The 26116-nt window shown below is 64.1% G+C and carries 29 protein-coding genes; 17 read left to right on the top strand and 12 right to left on the bottom strand.

Translation table 11 applies throughout. The features are described from left to right. The first annotated feature begins 11 nt into the window (after positions 1–11). Complete coding sequence (locus tag NKH02_RS15410) at positions 12–641, top strand: YceH family protein (protein ID WP_352866259.1); 630 nt, start codon at positions 12–14, stop codon at positions 639–641. A gap of 55 nt (positions 642–696) precedes the next feature. Here the strand turns inward: NKH02_RS15410 and NKH02_RS15415 are convergent, their stop codons facing one another. Further along, positions 697–1122 carry an OsmC family protein gene (locus NKH02_RS15415; RefSeq protein ID WP_352866257.1) on the bottom strand — a complete coding sequence of 142 codons (426 nt, stop codon included), beginning with the start codon at positions 1120–1122 and terminating at the stop codon, positions 697–699. A 229-nt stretch (positions 1123–1351) separates the two neighbouring features. Here NKH02_RS15415 and NKH02_RS15420 point away from each other — a divergent pair, with 229 nt between their 5' ends. The 3 genes from NKH02_RS15420 to NKH02_RS15430 all read left to right on the top strand — a co-directional run bounded on the left by NKH02_RS15420 (position 1352) and on the right by NKH02_RS15430 (position 2600). Beyond that, on the top strand, positions 1352–1579 hold the full coding sequence (locus NKH02_RS15420; RefSeq protein WP_352866256.1) for a hypothetical protein: 228 nt from the start codon (positions 1352–1354) through the stop codon (positions 1577–1579). Beyond that, positions 1576–1932: a YciI family protein gene (locus NKH02_RS15425; RefSeq protein ID WP_352866253.1), complete on the top strand. Its 357-nt coding sequence runs from the start codon at positions 1576–1578 to the stop codon at positions 1930–1932. Before NKH02_RS15420 ends, NKH02_RS15425 begins: the two co-directional genes overlap by 4 nt. A 140-nt stretch (positions 1933–2072) precedes the next feature. Beyond that, complete coding sequence (locus tag NKH02_RS15430) at positions 2073–2600, top strand: hypothetical protein (RefSeq protein WP_352879832.1); 528 nt, start codon at positions 2073–2075, stop codon at positions 2598–2600. A gap of 9 nt (positions 2601–2609) precedes the next feature. On the opposite strand, the gene NKH02_RS15435 is transcribed toward NKH02_RS15430, so the two are convergent. Next, positions 2610–3887, bottom strand: a complete 1278-nt coding sequence (locus NKH02_RS15435; RefSeq protein ID WP_352866594.1) for a ubiquinone biosynthesis hydroxylase — start codon at positions 3885–3887, stop codon at positions 2610–2612. Positions 3888–3986: 99 nt separating this feature from the next. On the opposite strand from NKH02_RS15435, the gene tesB reads away from it, so the two are divergent. The 6 genes from tesB to NKH02_RS15465 all read left to right on the top strand — a co-directional run bounded on the left by tesB (position 3987) and on the right by NKH02_RS15465 (position 11703). Continuing rightward, positions 3987–4862 carry an acyl-CoA thioesterase II gene (tesB, locus tag NKH02_RS15440; RefSeq protein WP_352866249.1) on the top strand — a complete coding sequence of 292 codons (876 nt, stop codon included), beginning with the start codon at positions 3987–3989 and terminating at the stop codon, positions 4860–4862. Positions 4863–5079: 217 nt separating this feature from the next. Further along, positions 5080–5418, top strand: a complete 339-nt coding sequence (locus NKH02_RS15445; protein ID WP_013528889.1) for a P-II family nitrogen regulator — start codon at positions 5080–5082, stop codon at positions 5416–5418. Positions 5419–5450: 32 nt separating this feature from the next. Then, the gene (locus NKH02_RS15450; protein WP_502913524.1) at positions 5451–6806 is read left to right on the top strand and encodes an ammonium transporter; all 1356 of its coding nucleotides are present in this window, start codon (positions 5451–5453) and stop codon (positions 6804–6806) included. Between the two features lie 427 nt (positions 6807–7233). Next, on the top strand, positions 7234–9888 hold the full coding sequence (locus NKH02_RS15455; protein WP_352879833.1) for a DNA translocase FtsK: 2655 nt from the start codon (positions 7234–7236) through the stop codon (positions 9886–9888). Between the two features lie 152 nt (positions 9889–10040). Next, positions 10041–10724: an outer membrane lipoprotein carrier protein LolA gene (locus tag NKH02_RS15460; protein WP_352879835.1), complete on the top strand. Its 684-nt coding sequence runs from the start codon at positions 10041–10043 to the stop codon at positions 10722–10724. Positions 10725–10896: 172 nt separating this feature from the next. After that, the gene (locus tag NKH02_RS15465; RefSeq protein ID WP_352866244.1) at positions 10897–11703 is read left to right on the top strand and encodes an exodeoxyribonuclease III; all 807 of its coding nucleotides are present in this window, start codon (positions 10897–10899) and stop codon (positions 11701–11703) included. Positions 11704–11752: 49 nt separating this feature from the next. On the opposite strand, the gene NKH02_RS15470 is transcribed toward NKH02_RS15465, so the two are convergent. The 3 genes from NKH02_RS15470 to NKH02_RS15480 form a co-directional block, all read right to left on the bottom strand. Continuing rightward, positions 11753–12847: a glycosyltransferase family 9 protein gene (locus NKH02_RS15470; RefSeq protein ID WP_352879837.1), complete on the bottom strand. Its 1095-nt coding sequence runs from the start codon at positions 12845–12847 to the stop codon at positions 11753–11755. A gap of 260 nt (positions 12848–13107) precedes the next feature. Continuing rightward, a complete protein-coding gene (locus NKH02_RS15475; protein ID WP_352866241.1) occupies positions 13108–13563 on the bottom strand; it encodes a Crp/Fnr family transcriptional regulator in 456 nt (151 codons plus the stop codon). A 121-nt stretch (positions 13564–13684) separates the two neighbouring features. After that, positions 13685–14368, bottom strand: coding sequence for a response regulator transcription factor (locus NKH02_RS15480; RefSeq protein WP_352866240.1), 684 nt, complete (start codon positions 14366–14368; stop codon positions 13685–13687). A 144-nt stretch (positions 14369–14512) separates the two neighbouring features. Between NKH02_RS15480 and NKH02_RS15485 the strand changes: the two genes are divergently transcribed. After that, positions 14513–15049: a L,D-transpeptidase family protein gene (locus tag NKH02_RS15485; protein WP_352879894.1), complete on the top strand. Its 537-nt coding sequence runs from the start codon at positions 14513–14515 to the stop codon at positions 15047–15049. A gap of 155 nt (positions 15050–15204) precedes the next feature. On the opposite strand, the gene NKH02_RS15490 is transcribed toward NKH02_RS15485, so the two are convergent. After that, positions 15205–15456, bottom strand: a complete 252-nt coding sequence (locus tag NKH02_RS15490; RefSeq protein ID WP_352879839.1) for a hypothetical protein — start codon at positions 15454–15456, stop codon at positions 15205–15207. A 130-nt stretch (positions 15457–15586) separates the two neighbouring features. On the opposite strand from NKH02_RS15490, the gene gcvA reads away from it, so the two are divergent. Next, positions 15587–16507 carry a transcriptional regulator GcvA gene (gene gcvA, locus NKH02_RS15495; RefSeq protein ID WP_352879841.1) on the top strand — a complete coding sequence of 307 codons (921 nt, stop codon included), beginning with the start codon at positions 15587–15589 and terminating at the stop codon, positions 16505–16507. An 11-nt stretch (positions 16508–16518) separates the two neighbouring features. Here gcvA and NKH02_RS15500 read toward each other — a convergent pair whose 3' ends face one another. From NKH02_RS15500 to tsaD, 6 genes are read right to left on the bottom strand one after another with little or no spacing between them, the layout of a single operon-like run. After that, positions 16519–16935: a DUF1761 domain-containing protein gene (locus tag NKH02_RS15500; protein WP_352879843.1), complete on the bottom strand. Its 417-nt coding sequence runs from the start codon at positions 16933–16935 to the stop codon at positions 16519–16521. Between the two features lie 52 nt (positions 16936–16987). Then, positions 16988–17686, bottom strand: coding sequence for a class I SAM-dependent methyltransferase (locus tag NKH02_RS15505; protein ID WP_352879845.1), 699 nt, complete (start codon positions 17684–17686; stop codon positions 16988–16990). After that, positions 17641–18066, bottom strand: a complete 426-nt coding sequence (locus NKH02_RS15510) for an EVE domain-containing protein (RefSeq protein ID WP_352879847.1) — start codon at positions 18064–18066, stop codon at positions 17641–17643. Before NKH02_RS15510 ends, NKH02_RS15505 begins: the two co-directional genes overlap by 46 nt. A 42-nt stretch (positions 18067–18108) precedes the next feature. After that, a complete protein-coding gene (locus NKH02_RS15515) occupies positions 18109–18405 on the bottom strand; it encodes a YciI-like protein (RefSeq protein WP_352866232.1) in 297 nt (98 codons plus the stop codon). Positions 18406–18442: 37 nt separating this feature from the next. Beyond that, positions 18443–19465: an NAD(P)H-dependent glycerol-3-phosphate dehydrogenase gene (locus NKH02_RS15520; protein WP_352866230.1), complete on the bottom strand. Its 1023-nt coding sequence runs from the start codon at positions 19463–19465 to the stop codon at positions 18443–18445. Next, positions 19462–20547: a tRNA (adenosine(37)-N6)-threonylcarbamoyltransferase complex transferase subunit TsaD gene (gene tsaD / locus NKH02_RS15525; protein WP_352866587.1), complete on the bottom strand. Its 1086-nt coding sequence runs from the start codon at positions 20545–20547 to the stop codon at positions 19462–19464. The genes NKH02_RS15520 and tsaD overlap by 4 nt, the downstream gene beginning before the upstream one ends. 100 nt (positions 20548–20647) lie before the next feature. Between tsaD and hemC the strand changes: the two genes are divergently transcribed. The 5 genes from hemC (at position 20648) to NKH02_RS15550 (ending at position 26107) form a co-directional block, all read left to right on the top strand. Next, complete coding sequence (gene hemC, locus NKH02_RS15530) at positions 20648–21574, top strand: hydroxymethylbilane synthase (RefSeq protein ID WP_352866228.1); 927 nt, start codon at positions 20648–20650, stop codon at positions 21572–21574. 1 nt (position 21575) lies between these two features. Continuing rightward, positions 21576–22292 (top strand): uroporphyrinogen-III synthase, encoded by a 717-nt coding sequence (locus NKH02_RS15535; RefSeq protein WP_352866227.1) that lies wholly within the window; start codon positions 21576–21578, stop codon positions 22290–22292. A gap of 109 nt (positions 22293–22401) precedes the next feature. Continuing rightward, a complete protein-coding gene (locus NKH02_RS15540) occupies positions 22402–23889 on the top strand; it encodes a COG4223 family protein (RefSeq protein WP_352879848.1) in 1488 nt (495 codons plus the stop codon). 10 nt (positions 23890–23899) lie between these two features. Next, positions 23900–25501: a heme biosynthesis protein HemY gene (locus NKH02_RS15545; protein WP_352879849.1), complete on the top strand. Its 1602-nt coding sequence runs from the start codon at positions 23900–23902 to the stop codon at positions 25499–25501. 126 nt (positions 25502–25627) lie between these two features. Then, on the top strand, positions 25628–26107 hold the full coding sequence (locus tag NKH02_RS15550) for a tellurite resistance TerB family protein (protein WP_352866223.1): 480 nt from the start codon (positions 25628–25630) through the stop codon (positions 26105–26107). Positions 26108–26116 lie beyond the last annotated feature (9 nt).

Below are 26116 nucleotides of genomic sequence, written 5' to 3' on the forward strand. Positions count from 1 at the left end.
GAACAAATCCAATGAGCGATGATCTTCCCATCCTTTCCCCCGTCGAAGTCCGTGTGCTCGGCTGCCTGATCGAGAAGAAGGAGCTGACGCCGGATGTCTATCCGCTGACGCTCAATTCAGCACTGGCCGCCGCCAACCAGAAGACGGCGCGCGAGCCGGTGATGGCGCTGGAGCAGGCCGAGGTGCACCGGGGGCTGAAGCTGCTCGAACAAAAGGGGCTGGTGCGGCAGATGTTCGGTTCGCGCGTCGAGCGCTACGAGCACCAGATGGCGCAGCGCTTCTCGCTGACCACGCCGCAGACCGCTTTGATCGGCCTGCTGTTGCTGCGCGGGCCGCAGACGGCACATGAACTGCTGGCGCGGAGCGAGCGCATGGCGCGGTTCTCATCGATCGAAGATCTGCGCGCCGAGCTCGATATGCTGATCGGCCGCCGACCGCCGCTCATCCAGGAAATCCCGCGCGGACCAGGCCAGCGCGAGGACCGCTACGTGCATCTCCTCAGCGGCCCGGTGGACGTTGCAGCCCTTTCGGTACAGCGGAGCGCGTCGGTCCTGCCTGCTTCCGACCTGGAGGCGCGGTTGGAGGCGCTGGAGCAGGAAGTCGCCGCACTTCGCGCCAGGTTGGACGCGCTGGGCGCGTAGGCCCCGGCGCGCGCCTGAGCGTTCGCGCCGGGTCTTCACACCGGATGCGGCGTTGTCAGCCGAGCCTGGCGTCGAGCGATACGTTGATGGCGCCGAGCGCTTTCGAGACCGGGCATCCAGCCTTGGCCTTTTCGGCCAACTCCCCAAACTTCGCCGCATCGATGCCCGGCACCTTGCCGACCACGGTGAGGGCGCTGCCGGTGATACCGGTGCCTGGAACCAGCGTCACCACCGCCTTGGCGTCGAGTTCCGTGGCGGGCGTGCCGTTCTCGGCCAAGAAATGCGAGAACTGCATGGCAAAGCAGCCGGCGTGTGCGGCGGCGATCAGCTCTTCCGGATTGGTGCCGGATTTGCCGTTCTCGTCCTCGAAGCGCGCCTTGAACGAATAGGGCGTGCCCTTCAGGGTTCCGCTCTGCGTGTCGAGCGTGCCCGTGCCCTCTTTCAGATTGCCTTTCCAGACGGCGTTTGCTGTGCGGTCCATGAAGTCCTCCTTGGTTTCGTGGCTGGGGTCGTCGTTGCTCGTTGCCTGGGTGAACCGGCGTCCAGTCAACTATAGCGCGCGCCGACGCGAAGGCCACTGCGCTCTTTGAACCGCTGCGTGGGTGGTGGCCAAATTCTTGTCGAAAAAATGCGCGTGCAAAAATGTCGACTTTGGTCTGCCTCGCCCGTCCTGCGGGCGGCCACGGATTTGTGGCCGGATGGAGGCTCGCATGGACAATCTGTTTTTCGCACTGTGGAAAGGCGCAGGCCGCAAGACCTGCCGACCGGAAGACTTCTGGCTGCACCCGCCGGCGTCCGGCTTTGGCCGACTTCTGGCGGCGGTTGCCATCATCGGGATCGCGGCATGCCTTCTTGACCATGTGGCGGCGGTCAAGGGCAATGCTGACACCTTCGCCGCCGCATCCTATGGTTCGACGCAGCAAGGGAGCTGGAAATGAAATATGTCTGCCTGGTCTATGGTGAGGAAAAGGACCTCCATGCCATGACGCCGGAGCGTCTGGCCAAGCTCGATGCCGATTCGATGGCTCATGACCGTTCGCTGGATCAGCGTGGGATACTGATCGTCGCCCAGGCGCTTCAATCGGTGAAAAATTCGAAGACCCTTCGCAGGCGCAAGGGCAAGAGCCTGATCACCGACGGCCCGTTCGCCGAAACCAAGGAGCAATTGCTCGGCTTCGTCATGATCGAGGCTGATAATCTTGACCAGGCGCTGGAGATCGCCGCCGAGATTCCGCTGGCCGAAATCGGAACTATCGAGGTGCGCGCGATCTACGATGTGCCGGGATCGTAGAGCCCTGCCATGCATTGCGGCCACGTGAACCAGGCGTTCGGTTGAGCCAACGTCCTGGTACATGGTCGTGCGCAACGTTTGCGTGTTGAAGCAATGCCGGAGTTCTCCTATCGTCGCCGGGATTTTGGGGGGATGTCGGCATGCCGTTCTTGATTGCTATTTTTGGCGTGTTGGGCGCGGCGGCGTTCTGGTGGTATCGAATGAAGGCGATGAACGATGCGGCTCGCGAGGTCGCGGACGTCGTCGGGCGCGTGCAAGGCAACATCCGCCGCAAGAAGCTGCGCAAACAGGCGGCCCTGTCGCCGTTGACGTCGATCGACGATCCGGTGGTGGCCGCGGCGACGCTGATCACCGCCATCGTCTCCGAGAATGGGCCTATCCTGCCGCAGCGCGAGGCCGTCATTCGCGCGGTGATTTCCGAGATCGCCGACAAGAAGAAAACGGACGAAGCGGTGGTCTACGCCAAATGGGCGGCGGCACAGATCGACGACACCACTGTTGTCATCGACAAGCTGGCGCCGTTCCTGCGCGAACGCCTCGATGTCGCCGAGCGAAACGACCTGCTGCGGATGGTCAACCGCGCCGCTCAAGGCGGCGAGAAACGCCTCGAGATATCCGACCAGCGCATACTGCGGCTGCGGCAGAAGCTGGGCTTCGAGGTGAACTGAGGACGGCGCTCAGATCGCCTCGCCCTTCAACAATCGAGGCGTGCTAGCGGACAGGCCCGATGCCTGGCGGATAAAAAACTCCTTCAGGCGCGGCATGCGTTCGACCAAGCCGAGGCCGATGTCGCGGACGGTGCGCAGCGGGCCGATGTCGTTGGAAAACAGCCGGTTCAGCACATCGGTCGTGATGCCCATCTGCACCGTGTCGAAGCGGCGCCATTGCTGGTAGCGTTCGAGCACGTCGAGCGCGCCGATGTCCTGGCCGAGCCGGTCGGCCTCGACGATCACCTCGGCAAGTGCGGCGACATCCTTGAAGCCGAGATTGAGACCCTGGCCGGCGATCGGGTGGATGCCGTGGGCGGCGTCACCGGCGAGCGCGATGCGGGGTGCTACGAAGGCACGCGCGATGGTGAGGCCGAGCGGCCAGGCGCGCGGCTTGTCGGCAACGCGGATTTCGCCGAGCTTCAGGCTGAAGCGCTGCTCGAGTTCGTGCTCGAAGACGAGGTCGTCGCCGGCCACCAGCTTCTCGGCATCTTGCGTGCGCTCGACCCAGACGATCGACGAGCGGTTCGTGCCGTCCTCACCAGGCTTCAGCGGCAGAGTGGCGAAGGGGCCGGCCGGCAGGAAATGTTCTTCGGCGCGGCCATTGTGCGGGCGTTCATGCGCAACCGTGCAGACGATGCCGGACTGGCCGTATTCCCATTTCACCGTCTTGATGCCGGCCATGTCGCGCAGCTTGGAGTTGACGCCGTCGGCGGCGACCAGCAGCCGCGCCTTCAGCGTCGCGCCGTCGGCGAGATGCACGGTGATGCCGGCGCCGTTGGTTTCCAACCCCTGTACCGCGACGCCCTCGATGATGTCGATGCCGAGTTTTTCGGCGCGGGCCCGCAAGGCACCGTTCAGAACCTTGTTGGCGACCATATGCGCAAAGGGCTCGCCCGGCGCCACTTCGCCGTCGAAGGTCAGGAAGACCGGACGCACCGGATCGGAGGTGCGCGAATCGGTGATGATCATCTCGGTGATCGCCTGCGCCTGCGGCGCGATTTCGGCCCACACGCCGAGCTGGTCGAGCATGCGGCAGGCGGCGGCGGCAATGGCCGAAGCGCGGCCATCCCTTTGCCAGACGCCAGCGGGCGCGGCATCGACGAGAGCGATGGCGAGACCCGGGCGCGCCTGCTTCAACGACACGGCGCTGGCCAGGCCGACATAGCCGGCGCCGGCGACCAGAACATCGAGCCCGGACTTTGTTTTCGCGCTTGGCCTGGTTTTAGCGTCCGCCTTGCGTTCCATCATCTTCGCTCCTTGCGCGCCGGCCGGGTCTTCAACCCTTGACTGCATGTCCGTCCTGTCGGAAACCGCCATAACACTTCCGCGGCGAGGGCGAGAAATATGACGGCAGCCATGGACGAGCTTCTCGGCATTCTCGACCTCGAGAAGCTGGAACACAATCTGTATCGTGGTCGCAGCCCCCTGCTCGACTGGCAGCGCGTTTTCGGCGGCCAGACCATCGCGCAGGCGCTGGTCGCGGCGCAGCGAACCGTCGATCCCGATCGCCACGTGCATTCGCTGCACGGCTATTTCATGCGGCCCGGCGACACCAAGGTGCCGATCGTCTACGAGGTCGACCGCATCCGTGACGGCGGCTCCTTCACCACGAGGCGCGTGGTGGCGATCCAGCACGGCCAGGCGATCTTTTCGCTGGAAGCGTCGTTCCAGCAAGACGAGGTCGGTCTCGAGCACCAGGTGCCGATGCCGCAAGATATTCCGGGGCCAGACACCTTGCTGTCGCAGCGCGAATTGCTGGGCAAATTCGGCGAGGCTGTGCCCGAAGGCATCAAACGTTACTGGGACCGCGACCGGCCGATCGAGATGAAGCCGGTGATGCTGAAGCATTACACCAGCCGCGAAAAGCTGGAGCCGAAGCAGAACATCTGGATCCGCACCACCGGTCCGGTGCCGGCGGATCGCGCCATCCAGTCGGCGGTGCTCGCCTATCTCTCCGACATGACGCTGCTCGACACGTCGACCTTCGCGCATGGCCGCGCCATTTTCGATCGTGACATCCAGGCGGCGAGCCTCGACCATGCCATGTGGTTCCACCGCGGCCACGCGCTCGACGACTGGATGCTCTACACGCAGGACAGCCCGTCGACACAGGGCTCGCGCGGCTTCACGCGCGGGTCGCTGTTTGCCCGCGACGGCACGCTGATCGCCTCGGTTGCGCAGGAAGGGCTGATCCGGCTCAAGCGATCGCCTGCAGAGTAGGCATTTTGCGAAAATTGCCTAATTTTTAAGCAGATGCTTCGCCGCAGCTGTGGGCAGGTTGCATCGCGACACTTCCCAATCTCTTTGTTTACAACGGGTTAACCCCCTGCTTCGGCACTTGGCACGGAGCTTGAATCCTCGTGGGCACTCTCCGGCTCTTTGGGATCGGTGAAGTCGTACAAACGCGGGGGACCGCAACAGCAAAGGGTGAAACCTTATGAAAATCGTGATGGCAATCATCAAGCCGTTCAAGCTCGACGAGGTACGCGAAGCGCTTACCGCCGTCGGCATCCAGGGCCTGACCGTCACCGAAGTCAAAGGCTACGGGCGTCAGAAAGGGCATACGGAAATCTATCGCGGGGCGGAATACGCGGTCAGCTTCCTGCCGAAGATCAAGATCGAAGTCGCGGTTAGTGCCGACATGGTCGACAAGGCCGTCGAAGCCATCACCGCCGCCGCCAAGACCGGCCAGATCGGCGACGGCAAGATCTTCGTTTTCGGCATCGATCAGGCGGTGCGCATTCGCACCGGCGAAACAGACACCGACGCACTCTGAGCGGCGAACACGTATTCCAAATGGAGAGTTCAATGAATATTCCTTCCACCTTGAAGACGACGGGACGCGCCGCCCTCTTGGGCACGCTCGCTCTCGCGGCATTGGGCACGGTCGCCGCCTTCGCGCAGGAAGCGGCTCCCGCCGCCGCCGCGGCCGCGCCGGCTGCTGCCCCGACCCCGGTGCTCGACACCGGCAACACCGCCTGGATGCTGACCTCGACGGCGCTCGTGCTGATGATGACCGTCCCGGGTCTGGCGCTGTTCTACGGCGGCATGGTGCGCAAGAAGAACGTGCTCGCCACCATCATGCAGAGCTTTGCCATCACCTGTCTGGTGACGGTGCTGTGGTTCATGTTTGGCTATTCGCTGGCCTTCTCCGACGGCGGCGGCATGAACAGCTATCTCGGCGGCACCTCGAAATTCTTCCATAACGGCATCACCACTGCTTCGCTGTGGCTGCCAGGCGTCGCGAACATTCCTGAATTTGTCTTCTCGATGTTCCAGATGACCTTCGCCATCATCACCCCGGCGCTGATTGCCGGCGCCTTTGCCGAGCGCTTTAAATTCTCGGCGCTGCTGATCTTCATGGCGCTGTGGCTGCTCGTCGTCTACGTGCCGATCGCGCATTGGGTCTGGGGTGGCGGCTTCCTCGGCACGGCTGGCGTGCTCGACTTTGCCGGCGGCACGGTCGTCCACATCAATGCCGGTGTCGCGGGTCTCGTCTGCGCACTGGTTCTCGGCAAGCGCGAAGGCTACGGCACCACCAACATGGCGCCGCACAACCTGGTCTATTCGGTGATCGGTGCTTCGCTGCTGTGGGTCGGCTGGTTCGGCTTCAACGCCGGTTCGGAACTGGCCGCGGACGGCCTTGCCGGCGCTGCCATGCTCAACACCCAGGTCGCAACCGCCGCGGCGGCTCTGGCCTGGATGTTCGCCGAATGGATCGTTGCCAAGAAGCCTTCCGTGCTTGGCATCATCTCGGGCGCCGTCGCCGGCCTGGTGGCGGTGACTCCTGCCTCCGGCTTCGTCAACCCGACCGGCGCCTTCATTGTCGGCATCGTTGCCGGCGTCGTGTGCTATCTCTCGGCGGTCAAGGTCAAGCACATGTTCGGCTATGACGACTCGCTCGATGCCTTCGGCGTACATGGCGTCGGCGGTGTGATCGGCGCCCTGCTCACCGGCGTGCTCGCCGACCCGGCGATCAACAGCCTCGGTGCAGGTGCTTCGCTCGGCAAGCAGATCTACGGCGTTGCCGTCACCATCGTGTGGACGGCTATTGCCACCTTCGTGATCCTCTACATCGTCAAGGCGCTGGTCGGCCTGCGTCCGACGACCCAGGAAGAGGTCGAAGGCCTCGACATCTCCCAGCATGGCGAAGTGGTGCCGTAAGGCCAGCTTAGCCGCGGGGCCGGTGGAACCTCCTCCCGCCGGCCCCAAGAATCCCGTCGTGACGCTCCCGAAAGGAGTTTCACGCATTGAGGCCCGGATCACGTCCGGGCCTCTTTTTTGGCAAACCGTTCCGGCAAGGGCCGGTTTGGCGCAATCACGTGATCATGATTTTTCAGGAACCGTCGACCGTATCGGTTCCGAACTGTGGGGACGATCGTCGTTCTGAACGGCCACCGTCAGGACCGCGGCGATCAGGATCCGCAGGCCGAGGTCCGGCATTCGAAGCGGCTCAACCGGTGGTAACGAGGTTTGATCACCTCAACCCCTTATAGTTAATGCGCCTTTAACCTTCCCACCGATAGTCTGAGACCCGAATCTGCCGGAGTGCGCCACGCACCCGGCGAGTCCATGACAGACGGGGAAGAGCATGCGTTCAGGGGCTTCAGCACCGCTCGCGCTGGCCGATACGGGGCACGGCATCCAGGCGTTCGCGCGGCGTCAGGTCGGGCGGCTGGTCGGCGCCGGGCTGTTCGCGCTCACCGCCTTTGGCGTCGCCAGCCTTGCCACCTGGAACGTCGCCGATCCGAGCTTTTCCCACGCGACGAACAGCCCCGTCACCAACGCCATGGGCTATGCCGGTGCCGTGTTCTCCGACCTCGCCATGCAATTCTTCGGTCTTGCCGCCGTCGCGGCGCTGGTCCCGACGGTCATATGGGGGTTCCTGCTCTTTTCCGCGCGCGGCGTCGACAGGCTGCCCAAACGCGGGCTGTCCTGGTTCGGCTTCGCCCTGCTGGCCGCTGCAATGGCGGGCTGCGTGGTGCCACCCAAGACCTGGCCACTGCCCACCGGCCTCGGCGGCGTGTTCGGCGACATGGTGCTGAAGATCCCCAGCATCGTCATCGGCGGCTATCCGACCGGGCTGATCGCCAGCATCATCGCCATCCTGCTGGCCGCACCCGCGCTGTGGCTCTTCGCCCATGGCTCGGCGCTGATCGGACGCAAGAACGGCTTTGCCGTCATGGAGGACGAGCCCGCCGCCGATCCGCGTGAGGACGACCTTCTATTCGACAATGACGAGGACGAAGGCGACGAGGGCATTCTGGCGCTCGGGGCAATTACGCATTGGTGGCTCTCGTTCCGCGCGTGGATGCACCGCCGCGCCGTGCGCCGCAGGCAGGAGCGCGACGAGTACGAGCCGGAGATGGAACAGCGCTCCACCGCCTGGCGGCGCGCCGCCGAACGGGTCGAATCGGCCGAGTTCGCCGAATTGCGAATGAGCCCGGATGGCCGCGCCCGCGTCGAGCCCGAATTCTTCGCCGCCATGGTCAATGACCGAGGCGCCTCGCTCGATCCCGACGATGCCGATATCTTCGAAGCCGACGACGACATGGATTTCGAGCCGGAACAGGAGCCCGTCAGGCGCGGTACCGCCAAGGTCCAGCCGTTCCGCTCCGATGCCGCCACCCGCGTCGAGGCACCGGCACCGCGCCCTGCTCCGGGCGCCCGCGTGCAGCGCGAGGCGCAGACATCGCTGATCGGCTCGGAAAAATTCGAAATGCCGTCGCTGCATTTCCTCTCCGAGCCGAAGAACGTGGTGCGCGACGCCAGCCTGTCCAAGGATGCGCTGGAGCAGAATGCGCGCCTGCTCGAAGGCGTACTGGAGGATTTCGGCGTCAAGGGTGAGATCATCGCCGTCCGTCCGGGTCCGGTGGTCACGCTCTATGAGCTCGAGCCGGCGCCCGGTATCAAATCGTCGCGCGTTATCGGCCTGTCCGACGACATCGCCCGCTCGATGAGCGCCATCGCCTGCCGCGTCGCCGTGGTGCCCGGCCGCAACGCCATCGGCATCGAACTGCCGAACGCCAAGCGCGAGACCGTATATCTGCGCGAGATTCTGGCCAGCCGTGATTTCGAGACGACCAAGGCCAAGCTGGCGCTGGCGCTGGGCAAGACCATCAATGGCGAGGCGGTCATCGTCGACATCGCCAAGATGCCGCACGTGCTGGTCGCCGGCACCACCGGCTCGGGCAAGTCGGTCGCCATCAACACCATGATCCTGTCGCTGCTCTACCGGCTGACGCCGCAGGATTGCCGGCTGATCATGATCGATCCGAAGATGCTGGAGCTCTCGGTCTATGACGGCATCCCGCATCTGCTCACGCCCGTTGTCACCGATCCGAAGAAGGCGGTGGTGGCGCTGAAATGGACCGTGCGCGAGATGGAGGACCGCTACCGCAAGATGTCCAAGGTCGGAGTGCGCAACATCGACGGCTTCAATGCCCGCGTCAGCCAGGCCGACAAGAAAGGTGAAAAGATCTCACGCACCGTGCAGACCGGCTTCGACCGCCAGACCGGCGAGGCGATCTACGAGACCGAGAACCTCGATCTCGAGCCGATGCCCTATATCGTCGTCATTATCGACGAGATGGCCGACCTGATGATGGTCGCCGGCAAGGACATCGAGGGTGCCGTGCAGCGCCTGGCGCAGATGGCGCGCGCCGCCGGCATCCATGTCATCATGGCAACGCAGCGCCCGTCGGTCGACGTCATCACCGGCACCATCAAGGCCAATTTCCCGACCCGCATCTCCTTCCAGGTAACGTCGAAGATCGACAGCCGCACCATTCTGGGCGAGCAGGGCGCAGAGCAGCTGCTCGGAATGGGCGACATGCTCTACATGGCCGGCGGCGGCCGTATCCAGCGCGTGCACGGCCCGTTCGTCGCCGACGAAGAGGTCGAGAGGATCGTCGCGCATCTGAAGCTGCAGGGCGTGCCGGAATATCTCGACGCCATCACCGAGGATGACGGCGAGGACGACGACGAGCCGTCCGGCAAGGGTGGTTCCGGCGGCGGTGGCGGCAACAGCAATTTCGAGGATTCCGACGATCCTTACGATCAGGCGGTTTCCGTGGTGCTGCGCGACGGCAAGGCCTCGACGAGCTATATCCAGCGCCGGCTGGGCATCGGCTACAACCGCGCCGCTTCGATCATCGAGAAAATGGAGAAGGAAGGTATCGTCGGCCCGGCCAACCATGCCGGCAAGCGCGAGATCCTGGTGCCGACCGAAGAGGACAAGTTCTGACCAGAAGGCCTGACCCTTGTGACATCCCGGTCTCGCAACCTTGAACCTTTCAAGACGTTGAAGCGACTGAGGGACGCCCGACCCGCCAAACTTCAGCCTAACTGGGGGTCCAAGCACCAGAGCAACTCAGGAATCAGATGAGAGTGACCGACATGACAAATGATCTTGCAGCACTCAGCAAATTTGCTCCCTCCCGGCGTCGGTTGCTGGGCCTCGGCTTGGCGTTCGCAGGGGCGGCAGCCTTCAACGCGGTGCCCGGCTTCCAGGTGCTGGCTTCGGCGCAGGCGGCCGTGCCGGCCGCGGCACAGAAGATCGCCGACCATTTTTCCTCGGTCAAATCGATGAGCGGCGAATTCGTTCAGTTCGGTCCCAAGGGTGAGCAAACCGGTGGCAAGTTCTTCCTCGAACGGCCGGGCAAGATCCGCTTCAACTATGACGGCTCTTCAAACTTCCGGGTGATTTCAGACGGCAAGTCGGTGGTCATCCTGAACAAGAGGCTCAACACGTCCGATCTGTATCCGCTGTCGAAGACGCCTTTGAAGCTGCTGCTCGACAACAGGATCGACCTCTCCGGCGACCGTGTCAAAAGCGTCAAGGAGGAGGATGACCTCACCACCATCCAGCTCGCCGACAAATCGGTGTTCGGCAATTCGAGGATCACGATGATGTTCGATCCGAAAACCTTCGATTTGCGACAGTGGACGATCACCGACGCGCAGGGCAAGGATACGACGGTGATGATCTTTAACACCAAGGAAGGCGTCAGCTTCGCGCCGGACACCTTTGCCATCGACTACACGGCGAACCGCGAACTCAACACCAACAAGCCGCGCTAGGACCAATCGCTCCAATAGCTGTGGAAAGCACCGGGCCGCGCCTTGTTGGGCGTTGCCCGGCTTGTCTTTGCGGCTTGTGGCTGGCAGTTTCCCAGACTGACTCCGTCAAAAGGCGTCTTCCCCGTCAGGGCCTACTGGTTCTGGCCGGCTGTACGCTGTCCTGGATTGCCAAATGCCCCTTTCCATCGCCACCTGGAACATCAACTCCGTTCGGCTGCGCATGCCGATCGTCGAACGCCTGCTTGTCGAGCATGCGCCCGACGTGCTCTGCCTGCAGGAAACCAAGGTTCCAGACGAGCTGTTTCCCGAAAAGGCCTTCCGCAAGCTCGGCTACGAGCACATCGCCTTCCATGGCCAGAAGGGCTATCACGGCGTCGCGACGGTAGCGCGGCGGCCGATCGAAGTGGTCGAGAAGCGACGCTTCTGCGAGATCGAGGACAGCCGGCACCTCTCGGTGAAGGTGCGGGCCGGCGGCAAGGCGATCCTGCTGCACAACTTCTACGTCCCGGCGGGCGGCGACGAACCGGATCCCGTCATCAACAGGAAGTTCAAGCACAAGCTCGATTTCGTCGCCGAGATGAATGCCATCCGGGCCGAGCATGACGAGGTGTCCGGCTCGGTGCTGGTCGGCGACCTCAACATCGCGCCGCTCGAACACGATGTCTGGTCGCACAAGCAATTGCTCAACGTGGTCAGCCACACACCGGTCGAGACGGAGAATTTCGAGGCCATGCGCCTCGCCGGCAACTGGGTCGACCTGATGCGGCTCAACGTGCCGCTTGAGCAGAAGCTCTACACCTGGTGGAGTTACCGCGCGCGGGATTGGGAAGCGTCGAACCGCGGCCGGCGGCTCGACCATGTCTGGTCGTCGCCAAATCTGGTGCCCAGCTTCTCCGGCTACGAGATCCTGCGCCTGGCGCGCGGCTGGGAGCGCCCGTCGGACCATGTGCCTGTCATCGCGCGGTTCGATCTGGATTAGGTGTGTCGATATTCAGCTGAGGCCTGCCTGACGCTGCGGCCAAACAAATTCAAACGGCGCGCCTCAAGTCCTTGTCTGTGTCAGTGTCCCGAAACTGCTGCGAAGGTAGGCCTTCTGTCTTGTCCGCGTGATCCAGCAGATTGGGATGGTCGCGGTGGCGCGTCGCCAGCATTCGCCGGGCCGCTTCTATGATCTTCGGCGCCGGGACATTGGCGACCAGGCCGGTTGGACTGGCATGGCGGGACTCGATCACGTCCACGTTGTTCGAAAGCGGCCTCCAACGGGCCATGTTGGCGCCGCCGCTGACGATAATCATCGGCGTCATCACCGTGGCCATGAGATGCGCGATACCGCCTTCGGCGCCAATGTAGAGATCGGCAAACTCTCCGAGCGCCAGCAGAACATCACTGACATCGACACCCTCGACCGTGCTGGTATCGACAAGCCGCAGCTTCGGCACGCGTTGAGCCAGTTCAGCCATGTCCGGGCCGTCACCCGGGGTTTTCACATAGATAAGGTTCGCACCGTCGGCGATCATTCTGTCGGATACCGCGACAACCTGATCCGCGGTCAGTCGCTTGCCGCCGTCACCATGCGCCGCGATAATAATCAACGGAGCATGCTTGCCGTCCGCAAGGGCCCTGGCCGTCGCCCGCGCGGCCGGGGCGGGTTCCAGCCGGTGATCGAAAGGCAGCCGTCTGCCGGCAAGACGCTCGATGAGGCGGTGGTAGCGCCATGCATTGCGCTCGGGCCGTGCTTCGGGTTTCTGACCGGGGTGCCAGGAAAGTGCGAAGGCCGGAAAGTTGGCTTCATAGGCGATCCCGCGGCCGAGAAGCGAGCCCCAGGTCTGGATCAGCCAACGCCCCGAGATGCGAAAATCGACAACGGCCAACCGCTCCTTGCCCTTACGGTGGCTGGCCACGAGTTGCATCAGCGGCGTCCGGACATTGATGGCATCGACCAGATGGCCGGCATGGCGATTGAGGACATGTTCAAGGGTCGATGGCCCGGTGGTCCCGTAGACGATAAAGCTGTCGGGGAAAGCCGTTCTGGCGGCGCGCAGAGCCGGAATCCGGACCAGTCCGTCGCCGAACGCGTCGTTGTGGGTATACAGGATGATCGTCTCGTACCGAGCTGGCAGCATGCCTCGCTCCCCCGGGAGCCTGGTGGTGGCGGTGCCTGTTAAGCCGCCCGCCTTCGAGGTTCTGTAGGATTTCACCTCTGGCCTGTCAACGGAACCTCGGTCCTCGGGTCCGGGTAGCGGGATGACCGAACTGTCGGCTTTTCTCCCACTCGCCCCAGTGGCTGACAAAGGCATTATGAGCCTCGCCCCGTTCCGTCGCCATGAACAGCAGGTCATTTTCGGTAGCGCGTAAAAGCTGGAAGTCTATCTGCGCCTCCGCCTCAGCCGGAGAAGCGTGGCGCCAGCTTTTCAATGCGGCGGATCATCGCCTGAAAATCCTCCAGGATGCGCTGGTGCAACTGCACCGCCACTTCCGGGTATTCCTCCAGGATGCGGCGGAACATCTTGCGGCTGAGCCGTATCACTTCCGAATCGATTTCGGCCGACGCGCTGGTCAGCCGGTTGGTGTCGGCGATCAATGCCAGTTCGCTCAGGATCGTGCCGGGGCCCGCCGTGCCTATCGGGATGCGTTCGCCATCATGCTCCCGATAGAGCACGATGCGGCCGCTGACCACGATATAGGCCGAATCGGCCTCGTCCTCCTCGCGGTAAAGCTTGTGGTTGGCACCCAGCCTGGTGTTCTCGGCGCCAAAGGCGAGCAGGCGCAATTGTTCCTGCGTGAAGCCCTCGAAGAGCCTCACGGCGGACAGGATGCGGATGTCGTCATCCAGCGCCATCTAGCTGTGTCCCCGAACGGTCAGTCCAATCCCTCCTTTGCGGGCAGATCCAGAAACCCCCTCCAACTGGATCGTACCCGAAAGCGGCCCCGCCCCGGCCGCTCATTGGATAATGAAATGTTTAAGGAACCAGCTTGTAGCCACCGCTTTCTGTCACAAGAATTTCAGCATTGGAAGGATCGCGCTCGATCTTCTGACGCAGCCGGTAGACATGGGTCTCCAGCGTGTGCGTGGTGACGCCGGAATTATAGCCCCACACTTCCTCGAGCAGCACGTCGCGCGTCACCACCTTCTGGTCGGCGCGATAGAGATATTTGATGATCGAGGCCTCCTTCTCCGTCAGTCGCACCTTGGCGCCGCGCGGGTCGATCAGCAGTTTCTGGCTGGGCTTGAAGGTGTAGGGCCCAACCGAGAAGGTGGCGTCCTCGCTCTGCTCATGCTGGCGCAATTGCGCGCGGATGCGGGCGAGCAGCACGGCGAAGCGGAACGGCTTCGTCACATAGTCGTTGGCGCCGGCTTCAAGACCAAGAATCGTATCCGAATCGGTGTCGTGGCCGGTGAGCATGATGATGGGCGCCTTGTAGCCGCCCTTGCGCAGGATCTTCACCGCTTCGCGGCCATCCATGTCGGGCAGCCCGACATCCATGATGAGCAGATCGATGAGGCCGCCGCGCGCGGCGGCGACACCTTTTGCCGCCGTCGATTCCTGCAGCACGTCGAATTCCTCGTAAAGGGACAATTGCTCGACCAGTGTGGCGCGCAAGTCGTCATCGTCGTCGACGATCAGAATGGTGCGTGAAGTCATGGATCAATCCGTTGTTTTGAAAAGAAAATTCAGTTGACCGCTGCCTGTTTATGCGGAAGCTGACCGGCACAACAGCCGATCACAGTGATTTGTTCCGTGGCACGATCATACAAGAAAAAACACGATCGCAATGCAGCCGGCGCAATTTTGCGAAAAGGGCTGCGCGTGCTCACCGTGCGCGCCAGGCCCGGCCATCCAAGCCAGGGCCTGCTGCAGGCCGGAAAAACGGTGTTTGCCTGCGCGCTGGGGCGGGGCGGTATCTCGGCCGACAAGCGCGAAGGCGACGGCGCGACGCCGCTGGCCTCGATGCGGATCCTGTCGGGATATTTCCGGGGAGATCAGTTCTCCAGCGGCCGCAAGACCCGTCTGGCGATGACGCCGATCGGGCCTGATCTGGGCTGGTGCGAAGTGCCTGACGACCGCAACTATAACAGGCCGGTCAAGATTCCTTATGGCGCCAGCCACGAACGCATGCGGCGCGACGACCGGCTCTACGACGCCTGCCTGGTGCTCGACTGGAACCTGGCGCCGCGCCGACGCGGGCGCGGCAGCGCCATCTTCTTCCATCTGGCGCGTCCCGGCTTCACGCCGACGCAAGGCTGTGTGGCCGTGACGGCTCGAACGATGGCGCGGCTTCTGCCGCTGCTGTCGGATCGGACGGTGGTGAGGGTGGTGAGGTAGGGAGTAGGCGGTAGGCGGTAGGCAGTAGGCAGTAGGCAGTAGGCAGTAGGCAGTAGGGAGTAGGGAGTAGGGAGTAGGGAGTAGGGAGTAGGGAGTAGGGAGTAGGGAGTAGGGCTACCCGTCGGCGCTGACCTAATTTCCCTACTGCCTATTTCCTACTGCCTATTCCCTGACCTTCGCGGCTGCTGCCAGCCGATGTCGAGAAGGCCGAGGCGGCCCATCTCGCGGTCCATGGCGCGTGCGATGTCCTTGCGCCTGGCGCCAACATCGCGCAGTTGCCGATCCGACAGGTCTTCGACGTTCTGGTGCGGGAGATTGATTGCGACCCTGGCATGACGCAACCAGTCAAGGGTCTCGGTCAGCCAGTTCGGACGGCGTGTCGATGAACTCAGAACGATGATGGACATGATGTGATCCGTTGTCTCCGGATATCAAATCCGGCTTGATGATGCCTCGATGGCTGGATCATGCCAGATTGAAATCGCTATGAGAAACGAGTAGTTTTCTCTTGATCATCAAGTTTTCTTTGAGGATACCATGGCTCGCCTGCTGCCCGGAACTCGCGCCTTGAGGACGCTGGAGGCAGCGGCCCGGCACCTCAATTTCACCCGTGCCGCCGATGAGCTGGGCCTGACGCCGGCCGCCGTCAGCCACCAGATCAAGGAAATCGAGGATCAGCTCGGGCTGGTGCTGTTTACGCGCACCAGCCGCACCATCCGGCTGACCGAGGCGGGCACGGTGCTGTTCGAGGCCTCCATCGATGCGCTCGACCTGCTTGGCCGCGCCGTTTCACGGGCGCAAAAGCTGACGCGCGGCACCGCGCTGCTGAAAGTGACTCTTGATGCACAGTTCGCGTCAAAATGGCTGATGCGGCGCGTCGACGATTTTCGCAAGCATCAGCCCCATATCGAGCTGAGATTCGACATCGCCTATGAAGTGCGGGATTTCGAACTCGACGACATCGATGTCGGCATCCGTTTTGGCGCCGGAAAATACCCAGGCCTTCGCGCCCACCGGCTGTTCGACAACATCCTCATTCCGGTGTGCAGCCCGAGCCTGTTGACCTCCGGTCCGCCGCTGCGCGAGCCGCGCGATCTTTTCAATCACACGCTTGCTCATATCGAATGGTCGCGACAAGGCGTGACATGGCCGAACTGGCGGATGTGGATGGCGGCGGCAGGCATCAGCGATTTCGATGACAGCCGGACCGTGGTGTTCAAAAACTCCACCGATGCCGTCCAGGCAGCGCTCGACGGCAATGCCGTCGCACTCGCCGATTTCGCCATGGTGGCGAACGACCTTTCCCAGGGAAGGCTGGTGCAGCCTTTTGAACTCGGCCTGCGGGTGGCACCCGAGTTCGCCTATTTCCTGGTCTATCCCGAGAGTACCGCCGACGATCCGCGTATCATCGCCTTTCGCGAATGGATTCTCGAGGAAGTCGCCAAGACGCGGACCTGAAGGTCGCGGCGTCAGGTTGCCGCGGCGCCGAACCAGCCGATCACGGCGCCGATGATCAGCAGCACACCGAGCCAGTGGCCGCCGTCGATGAGGGTCAGGTCCCAGCCGAAATTCTCGTAGCGATGGTTGACCGAGAGCGTCGTGGCGACGAAGCCAAGCCAAAGCACGAAGCCGAAGACCATCCCGGCGAGCAATGCCGGCTCGCCGCCGGTCATCGCGCCGACGACCAGGGCCATAATGTAGGCCATGACCAGTTCGGCGATGAAGCTGATCACGAAGGGCAGCGGAGATTTCTTCATCGTCGCCGGATCAAGCTTGGCGGCCTTCAGCCACGGCTTGCTCAGGCCCATGTACCAGGCGGCGCCGAACAGCCATGCCAAGGCAGCGGCGGCGATCACCGCCAGCCAGTTCACTGCTGAAAAATCCATGAGCTTCCCCATCCAGATGCGAACTTGATGGAACGCCTGTTCGGCGTTGGCGTCAAGCAAACCGCCAGACCGTCGTGCGCTTGACCAGCGAATCCTCCAATGCCCGCGTGACGGCCACCCTATAGACCGCAAGGGGTTCCAGCCCGGACTTCGGCATATACGACCGGCCGGGGTCGCCGACGAGTATCTCGGCGCCGCGCGCCTTCAGGGTTGAGAACCACGGCATCAGCCGGTCGGCAAAGGATTTGTCGTAGAAAACGTCGCCGGCCAGGATCACGTCCCAACCCGCATCGGTGCCGATGCAGTCCGCGCCGAGGAATTCGATCAAGACATCATTGGCCTCGCCATTCAGCCGGATCGCGGTCGCGCAGAACGGATCGATGTCGGTGGCGATCACCTTGGCAGCACCTGCCTTGGCCGCGGCAATGGCGACAAGGCCGGAGCCGGAGGCGAAGTCGAGCACGCGCTTGCCCCGCACCGTGCCGGGATTGTCCAGGACATAGCGGGCAAGGCCCTGGCCGCCGGCCCAGGCAAACGCCCAGAAGGGCGGCGGCAGGCCGATCTCGACCAGCTCATCCTCGGTCCGCTGCCACAAATCATGCGCCTCGTCGGCAAGATGAAGCAGGATTTCCGGCACATGCGGCGGCGCGATCAGCGCCGTGTTGTCGAGGATGAATTGTTTGGCGCTGTTCGGCGTCAGCGCCGTCACGGAGCGGGCGTCAGGCCGCCCATGCGGCAGACTTCCTTCCATTCGGCCGGCGTCACCGGCTGCACGGAAAGCCGTCCGAGCCGCACCAGCGCCATGTCGGCAAGTTTTGGATTGGCCTTGACCTCTTCCAGCGTCGGCGGGTTGGGCACATCCTGGACGGCGCGGATGTCGACGCATTCCCAGCGCGGATCATCCGACGTGGTGTCGGGATGGGCCAGTGCGCAGACCTCGGCGATGCCGACCACGTTCAGCCCCTCGTTGGAATGATAGAAGAAGCCGAGGTCGCCGATCCGCATCGCCTTCATGTTGTTGCGCGCGGCGTAGTTGCGCACGCCATCCCATTGCGTGCCGGCCTTTCCCTTGGCCTTCAGCGCCTCGAAGGAGAAGACCGAAGGTTCGGATTTGAACAACCAGTAGTTCATGTCTTTGCTCCTCCTTGCGGGTCATCCACCGGCGACCGGGAGTTAAGTAGCCGCCGGCTTGTTGAACGTCCAGTTCCACGGGCGGATTTCGACGCTCTCGAACAGGCCGGCCTTCGCGTACGGGTCGGCGGCCGACAAGGTCTGCGCACCCGCCATGTCGGGCGCCTCGACGACGACGAGGCTGCCGTTGGGCTTGCCTTCGGCGTCAAGGAACGGACCGGCGAAAGCCAGCTTCTTGTCGCCGTTCAGTTCTTCCAGGAAGGCGATATGCTCCGGCCGCGTGTCGAGACGCACCTGCACGCTTCCCGGCTTGTCCTTGCAAATCACAGCAAACAGCATGGTCTCTCTCCTGGTCGTTCGATCAAAATCGTGGGGATCAATCGTTGGTTTCGGTCTTCAGCGGCCGGGTCATCAAGGCCGTCACAGCCTGCCGGATGGTGATGGTGCCGTCCAGTATGGCGGCGACGGCGGCAATGATCGGCGCGTCGATGTTGCGCTCGGTGGCGATGCGGGCAGCGATCGCCGCCGTCGGCACGCCCTCGGCCAGCGGCAATCCGGAAAGCTCCTTGCCTTGTCCGAGCGCCAGCCCATAGGCGAAATTGCGCGACTGGGTCGACGAGCAGGTCAGCAACAGGTCGCCAAGGCCGGAAAGCCCCATCAAGGTCTCGGGCCTGGCGCCGAAGGCGGCACCGATGCGGCGCAGCTCGACAAAGCCGCGCGTCACCATGGCGGCCTGGGCGCTGGCGCCGAGACCGGCGCCGGTGACGGCACCCGCGGCAATGGCGAAGACGTTCTTCAAGGCGCCGCCGATCTCGACGCCGGTCAGGTCGTCGCTCGAATAACAGCGCAGGTTCTCGGCGGAAAAGCGGGCGGCGAGTTCGGCGGCCAAGGCCTCGTCGCGGGCGGCGACCACGACGGCCGTCGGTAGACCGCGCGCAACATCGGTGGCGAAGCTTGGACCCGACAGAGCGGCGACCGGGTTTTGCGGTAGGATTTCTTCGACAATCGCCGACAGCAAGGCGCCGGTATCGCTTTCGATGCCCTTGGCACAGAGAACGAGCGGGATACCGGCCGGTATATGGTCCTTCGCGGCGGCCAGGGTGGCCCGCAGCGACTGCGCCGGCGTCACCGCCAGCACACAATCGGCACCGTCGAGCGCGGCTTGGATGTTGTTCGTCGCCACGATGCCGACCTGGAGCGTAATGCCCGGCAGATAGCGTGGATTTTCGCCGCGGTCGATCGCGGCGACGGTCTCTGGGTCGCGCGCGTAAAGGCGGACGAAATGGCCGGCGCGAAGCATGGCCAGCGCCAAGGCAGTGCCCCAGGCCCCGCCGCCGAGCACGGCAACGCGCCAGCCGGTTGGCGCTGTGTCGTTGCCGCTCATTGCACCCTCGTTCATGCCTTTGCTCCGCGCCGGCCGGAGCCGACCATCGGGGTCGAGATGCTGTCCAGCGGCCAGCGCGAGCGCGGCACGAAATCGAAGCCGTTCTCCTGCGCCATGCCTTCACGCAGCCGCTCGATGCCGGCCCAGGCGATCATCGCCGCATTGTCGGTGCAAAGTTTTAGCGGCGGTGCGATGAAGGTGAAGCCGGACTCGGCGCACTGCCGCTCCAGCATCGCCTTGATCGTGTGGTTGGCGGCGACGCCGCCGGCGACGACCAGCGCTGGTGTCCTGGTGGCGGGAAAAGTCTCCCGAAAGCGCGTCAGCGCGCGAGAAACGCGGTCAGCCAGCGCGTCGGCGACGGCCGCCTGGAACGAGGCGCAGATGTCGGCGACGTCCTGGTCGCTCAAGGGCGCAATGGCGGTCGCCGCCTGGCGCACGGCGGTTTTCAGGCCGGAGAAGGAGAAGTCGGGCTGGGCCGAGCCCTTCATCGGACGTGGAAAGGCAAAGCGCGATGCGTTGCCGGCCTGCGCCGCCTTCTCGACATTCGGTCCGCCGGGATAGGGCAGGTCGAGCATCTTGGCCGTCTTGTCGAAGGCCTCGCCGAGCGCGTCGTCGATGGTGGTTGCCCAGCGCTGATAGTCGCCGACGCCGCGCACGGCGAGGATCTGCGTGTGGCCGCCGGAAACGAGCAGCAGCAGATAGGGGAAATCGAGCCCGTCGGTCAGCCGTGCCGTCAAGGCATGGCCTTCGAGGTGGTTGATGGCGATCAGCGGCTTGTTCGCGGCCGCGGCAATCGCCTTGGCCGTCATCAGCCCGACGATCAGCCCGCCGACCAGACCGGGACCGGCGGTGGCGGCAATCGCATCGATATCGGCCAGCGCCACGCCCGAATCGGCAAGCGCTGCCTCGATAATGCCATCCAGCGCCTCGACATGGGCGCGTGCCGCGATCTCCGGCACGACGCCGCCGAATGCGGCATGTTCCTCGATCTGGCTGAGCACGATGTTGGACAGGATTTTTGGCGCGGCATCGCCGTCCAGCACCACGACACTGGCGGCGGTCTCGTCACAACTCGTCTCAATGCCCAGAACGCGGATCAATTCGTCGCTGTCCCTAAAGATTGTATCATGAGGCTTTCCCCGTTAGGAGAAGCCCGGAAAAGCCTCGCTTGCCGGGGGTTATCACGGACCGCGCGCCATGCAAACAATCTTGAGAATCGGAACACGGGGCAGCCCGCTGGCGCTGGCACAGGCGCATGAAACGCAGGCGCGGTTGATGGCCGCGCACGGCATGCCTGCGGAAGCGCTCGAGGTCGTCGTCATTTCGACCACCGGTGACCGCATCCAGGACCGGCCGCTGTCGGAAGCCGGCGGCAAGGGCTTGTTCACCAAGGAGATCGAGGAGGCGCTGCTGGCGGGCCGGATCGACATCGCCGTGCATTCGTCGAAGGACATGCCGACGCAACTGCCCGACGGTCTCGAACTCTCGGCCTTCCTGCCGCGCGAGGACGCCCGCGATGCCTTTGTCGGCAAGGCCGCTAAGACGATCGCCGAACTGCCGCAGGGAGCGAAAGTCGGCTCGTCGTCGCTGCGGCGGCAGGCGCTGATCCGCCGCATGCGGCCCGATCTCGACGTGGTGATGTTCCGCGGCAATGTGCAGACGCGGCTGCGCAAGCTCGACGAAGGCGTCGCCGCTGGCACCATTCTCGCCTATGCGGGGTTGAAGCGGCTTGGGCTCGAGCATGTCGTCACCGACCTGATGCCGCTCGACATCTTTCCGCCGGCGCCGGGCCAAGGCGCGATCTGCATCGAAACTCGTATCGGCGACCGCGACGTCGAAAAGATGCTGGCGGCCATCCATGATGTTCCGACCGGCCAGGCGCTGGCCTGCGAGCGCGCCTTCCTGGCGGCGCTTGATGGTTCGTGCCGCACGCCGATCGCCGGCTACGCGGCGATCGAGGCCGGAAAACTGTCGTTCGCCGGACTGATCATCTCGCCCGACGGCGTGCAATCGCACACTGTCGAGCTGCAGGGACCGGCGCGGGATGCCGCCCGTGTCGGTGCCGAAGCAGCCCGGACAGTACGGGCCAAGGCCGGCGAAAAGTTCTTCGACGGCTGGCTCTGAAATGCTTCGCATCCTGGTGACGAGACCGGAACCCGGCGCCTCGCGCACAGCGCGGCAGCTTGAGAAGACAGGATTCCAGCCGATCCTTTTGCCCCTGACCGAAACGGTGGCGCTGCCGGTCGATGGCGGAGTGGTTCCACACGATGCCGTCGCCGTGGCCATCACCAGCGCCAATGCCGTGCGCCATGCCCCAAAAGAGCTGATAGCGGTACTCACAGCGTTGCCTTGCCATGCCGTCGGCGAAAGGACGGCGCAAGCCGCGCGCGAAGCAGGGTTTTTGTCGGTCAGCGAAGGCCCGGGCAATGCCGAAGCGCTTGCCGAGAGTCTTGCCGCGGATCACTCGGGCAAGACGATCGTCTATCTCTGTGGACGCGTGCGGTTTCCCGCATTCGAACGGGGGTTGGAGACGGCGGGCGTCCGGGTCCGTGCCGTCGAGACATATGACACATTCGCGGTGAGTTATTCGGACGAGGCCATTGTTGCGCTGTTGTCGGGCGAACCTGTCGATGCGGTGCTGTTCTATTCGGCCAAAGCGGCCGCCGCGCTACAGGTTTTGGCCAGGCGGCCTGCTCTGCAGGGGCTGTTTGAAAAGACATGGTTTTTCGCGCTTTCGGCGCGTATCGCGGCAGCCTTCGGCGATACCGCCCGTGAAAGGCTCCGCATTGCCGCGCAGCCTGACGAGGAAGCGCTGCTGGCACTTTTGCAGGCGCGGCTCTGAGCCGCGTCATCACACCGCCCCTTTTCACCGCTTGGTGATGTGCTAGACCCTTTCTGAACCATCATGCGCCGCAAGGCGTTGAGACGAAGCGAATTGTGCGGAGCCAGGCATGGTCAAGACGCCGAAGGTGCGACACTCGAAAAGCCGCCGCGAGCCGGTGACCATCGATCTGGAGCCGGGCGCCGTTTCACGCGTCGCCGATGAGGACGCGGCCAGGGCTCAGACAGACGAGGCGAAGGCTGAGGAAGCAGAGAACGCTTCGCAGGCTGAGCTTCCCGAAGAGCCGGTGCATGCCGACCAGACCGACCTCGAGCCCTGGGAGCATGCCGATGCCAAGGCCGAATCGGAGCAGCCAGTGGCGGCGGGCAAGGGCGGCAGCGAGGCTGAGCTCCCCTATCCCGGATCGTCCGACGATCCCGGGTCGTCCGACGTGCCGGCCGATAAAACCAAAGCTTACGACTACAATTTCGAGGACGCATCGGCGAAGCCCACACGGACCGGCGGCGACAAAGCCAAAACCGAGACACGGGACGAGAGAACGGCGCCGCCCCCGGCAAAGCGTGGCGGCTTCAACGGCATCGCCGCCGGCCTGCTCGGCGGCATCATCGCGCTGGTTGGCGCCGGCGGGCTGCAATTTGCAGGCCTGCTCGGCGCGCCGGGCTCGAGCTCCAGTGTCTCGCTCGAGGGCGTCAATGGCGAGATCGCTTCGCTGAAGAGCGAAATCGCCGGTTTGAAGGAAGCTGGCGGCAACAGCGATGTGGCGGCCAAGGTGGTCGGGCTGTCCTCGGGCCTGGAGCAGGTCAAGGCCGATGTGGCGGCGCTGAAATCGGCGGTCGAAAAAGGTGGAGCAGGCGACACCGCCGGGCTCGCCGCACTGGGCGACAAGATCAAGCAGATCGAAACGGCGGTCGCGGCCCTTGGCAAGGCCGGCGGCACGGCGCCGGTCGATCTCGGCCCGCTCAACGAAAAACTGGCTGGTCTCGACGCGCAGGTGAAATCCGCCGGCGAGGCGACGACGGCGCAGGATGGCCGGCTGACCGCACTGGAGCAGTCGGTGTCGCAGCTGGCCGGCAAGGTCGAGGCGGCGGCAGGACAGCCGAAGATCGCGCTCGCCATCGCCGCGTCGGCGCTCAAGGCAGCGCTTGACCGTGGCGCGCCGTTCTCGGCCGAACTCGAAACCTTTGCCGCGATTTCTCCGGACGCGCCGCAGCTTGCGACCTTGCGCCCCTACGCCGAAAAGGGCGTTCCGACCCGCGCCGAGATCGCATCGCAAGCGGATGCCGCCGCCAATGACATGGTCGGCGCGGCGACCCCTGTCGATGAGAGTGCCGGCTTCCTGCAGAACCTTTTGTCGAGCGCCGAATCGCTGGTCAAGGTCAGGCCAATCGGCGCTGTCGAAGGTGCTGGGGTGCCCGAAATCGTTGCGCGTATGGAGGCGGCGGTCAAACAGGGTGACTACGTCAAGGCACTCACTGAATACGACACGCTGCCGCAAGCCGCCAAGGCTGCAGGCGCCGACTTTGCCGGCAAACTGAAAGCGCGCGTCGAGGTCGAAACCCAGGTCGACGCGCTGATTTCGGGCGCGATGAAGGCATGAGGGCAACACGATGATCCGCCTGCTCGCCTTCCTCGTCGTCGTCTTCGCGCTCGGACTGGGCTTTGCCTGGCTGGCCGACCGGCCGGGCGACATGGTCATCACCTTCAGCGGCTATCAATACCAGGTCAGCCTGATGGTGGCGGCGGTGGCCGTCGTTGCCGTCGTCGCCGCGGTGATGATCCTGTGGTGGCTGCTCAAGTCGCTGTGGAATAGCCCCTACACCATCTCGCGCTATTTCCGTGTCCGCCGCCGCGACCGCGGCTATCAGGCGCTGTCGACCGGCATGATCGCCGCCGGCGCCGGTGACGGCGCGCTGGCCCGCAAGAAGACCAAGGAAGCGGCTAAGCTGATCCGCTCCGACCAGGAGCCGCTGATCCATCTGCTGGAGGCGCAGGCGTCGCTGCTCGAGGGCGATCACGAGGGCGCGCGGCAAAAGTTCGAGAGCATGCTCGACGATCCCGAAATGCGGTTGCTCGGCTTGCGCGGGCTCTATCTCGAAGCCGAACGGCTCGGTGATCGCAACGCCGCCAGGCACTATGCCGGCCGCGCCGCGGTAATGGCGCCGCAGCTGGCCTGGGCCGCCGAATCGACGCTTGAAGAGCTGGCGGCGCGCGGTGACTGGGACGGTGCCTTGAAACTGGTCGACGCGCAGAAGGCGACACGCCAGATCGAGCGCGAAGCCGCCAACCGCCGCCGCGCCGTGCTGTTGACCGCCAAGGCGCAGGCGCTCGCCGACACCGATCCCACCGCCGCCAGAACCGCGGCGATCGAGGCCAACCGGCTGCGGCCAGACTTCGCGCCCGCCGCCGTTGCCGCCGCTGCGGCGTTGTTCAAGCAGAACGACGTGCGCAAGGGCTCAAAGATCCTCGAGGCGGCGTGGAAGGCCGAGCCGCAGCCGGAGATCGCCGAGCTCTATACCCACGCAAGGCCTGGTGACGCCGTGCTCGACCGCCTCAACCGGGCGAAGAAGCTGCAGGAGATGAAGAAGAACCACGCCGAATCATCGATGACAGTGGCGCGCGCCGCACTCGACGCGCAGGACTTCTCGACCGCCCGCCGCGAGGCGGAGGCCGCGATCAGGATGGACCGCCGCGAGGGCGCCTATCTGCTGCTCGCCGACATCGAGGAGGCCGAGACCGGCGACCAGGGTAAGGTGCGGCAGCTGCTGTCGAGGGCGGTGCGGGCGCCGCGCGATCCGGCCTGGGTCGCCGACGGCGTGGTGTCCGAGCGCTGGGCGCCGGTATCGCCGATCACCGGTCGGCTCGACGCCTTCGAGTGGCGCGCGCCGATGGAGCGGCTCGGCCAGCTGATCGACAGCCATGAGGATGCACCAGCCAGCGCGGTGCCGGTCATTGAAGCACTGGCAACGCCGACGAGTGAAAAAAGGCCGGTCGAGGTGATCGATGACGCCGGTCAGGGCGAGGTGGCGGGCAAGGACGCCGAGAGCCACGAGGATCATGTCAGGCCGATCACGGCGGCGGCCTTCGCTGCGGTGCCGACCGATGCCGAGGGTGTCGAGCCGGCCGAGGAGCATGCGCGGCTGCCGGACGATCCCGGCGTCGATCCGGACGAGGAAGCGGAAAAATCGTCGCGCCGGTTTCGGTTGTTTTGAATTGGGCTGGCCGTCAAGCCCCCCTCTGACTCAAGAAGATAGAGCATGATGTCTGGACAAACGGGTCCGGTTTGTCCGAGAAAACCGCTTCACACTTTTCGGCATCATGCTCTGAGGAATGGATCTATGTTTGAACGCGTTCTGTCATTTCTCAGGGATTTGCCGGCCGGCACTACCGCGCAGGCCAGCACGGACGATCCGCGCATCGCTGCATCGGCGCTTCTCTACCATGTGATGAACGCCGATGGCGTGCGCCAGGATGTCGAATGGGAGCGGTTCAAGGCGGTGCTGGCGCAGAGCTATTCGATCAGCGGCGCCGAACTCGAAGCGCTTGTCGCCGCCGGTGAGCGGGCCGACAATGAGGCGATCGATCTCTATGCCTTCACCAGTGTCTTGAAGCGCCATCTCGATGCCGATGCGCGCAAGGCTTTCATCGGCCTGATGTGGGAGATCGTCTATGCCGATGGCGAGTTGCACGAACTGGAGGACAACACGGTCTGGCGCGTCGCCGAGCTGATCGGCGTCGAACGCCGCGACCGTGTCGAGGCGCGCCGCAAGGCGGCCGCACTTGCACCTGGCGCCACCGGAACATCAAGCGACGAATAGGTTTTCGCC

It is taken from the genome of Mesorhizobium sp. M1396 (assembly GCF_040317725.1).
Classification (GTDB): domain Bacteria; phylum Pseudomonadota; class Alphaproteobacteria; order Rhizobiales; family Rhizobiaceae; genus Mesorhizobium.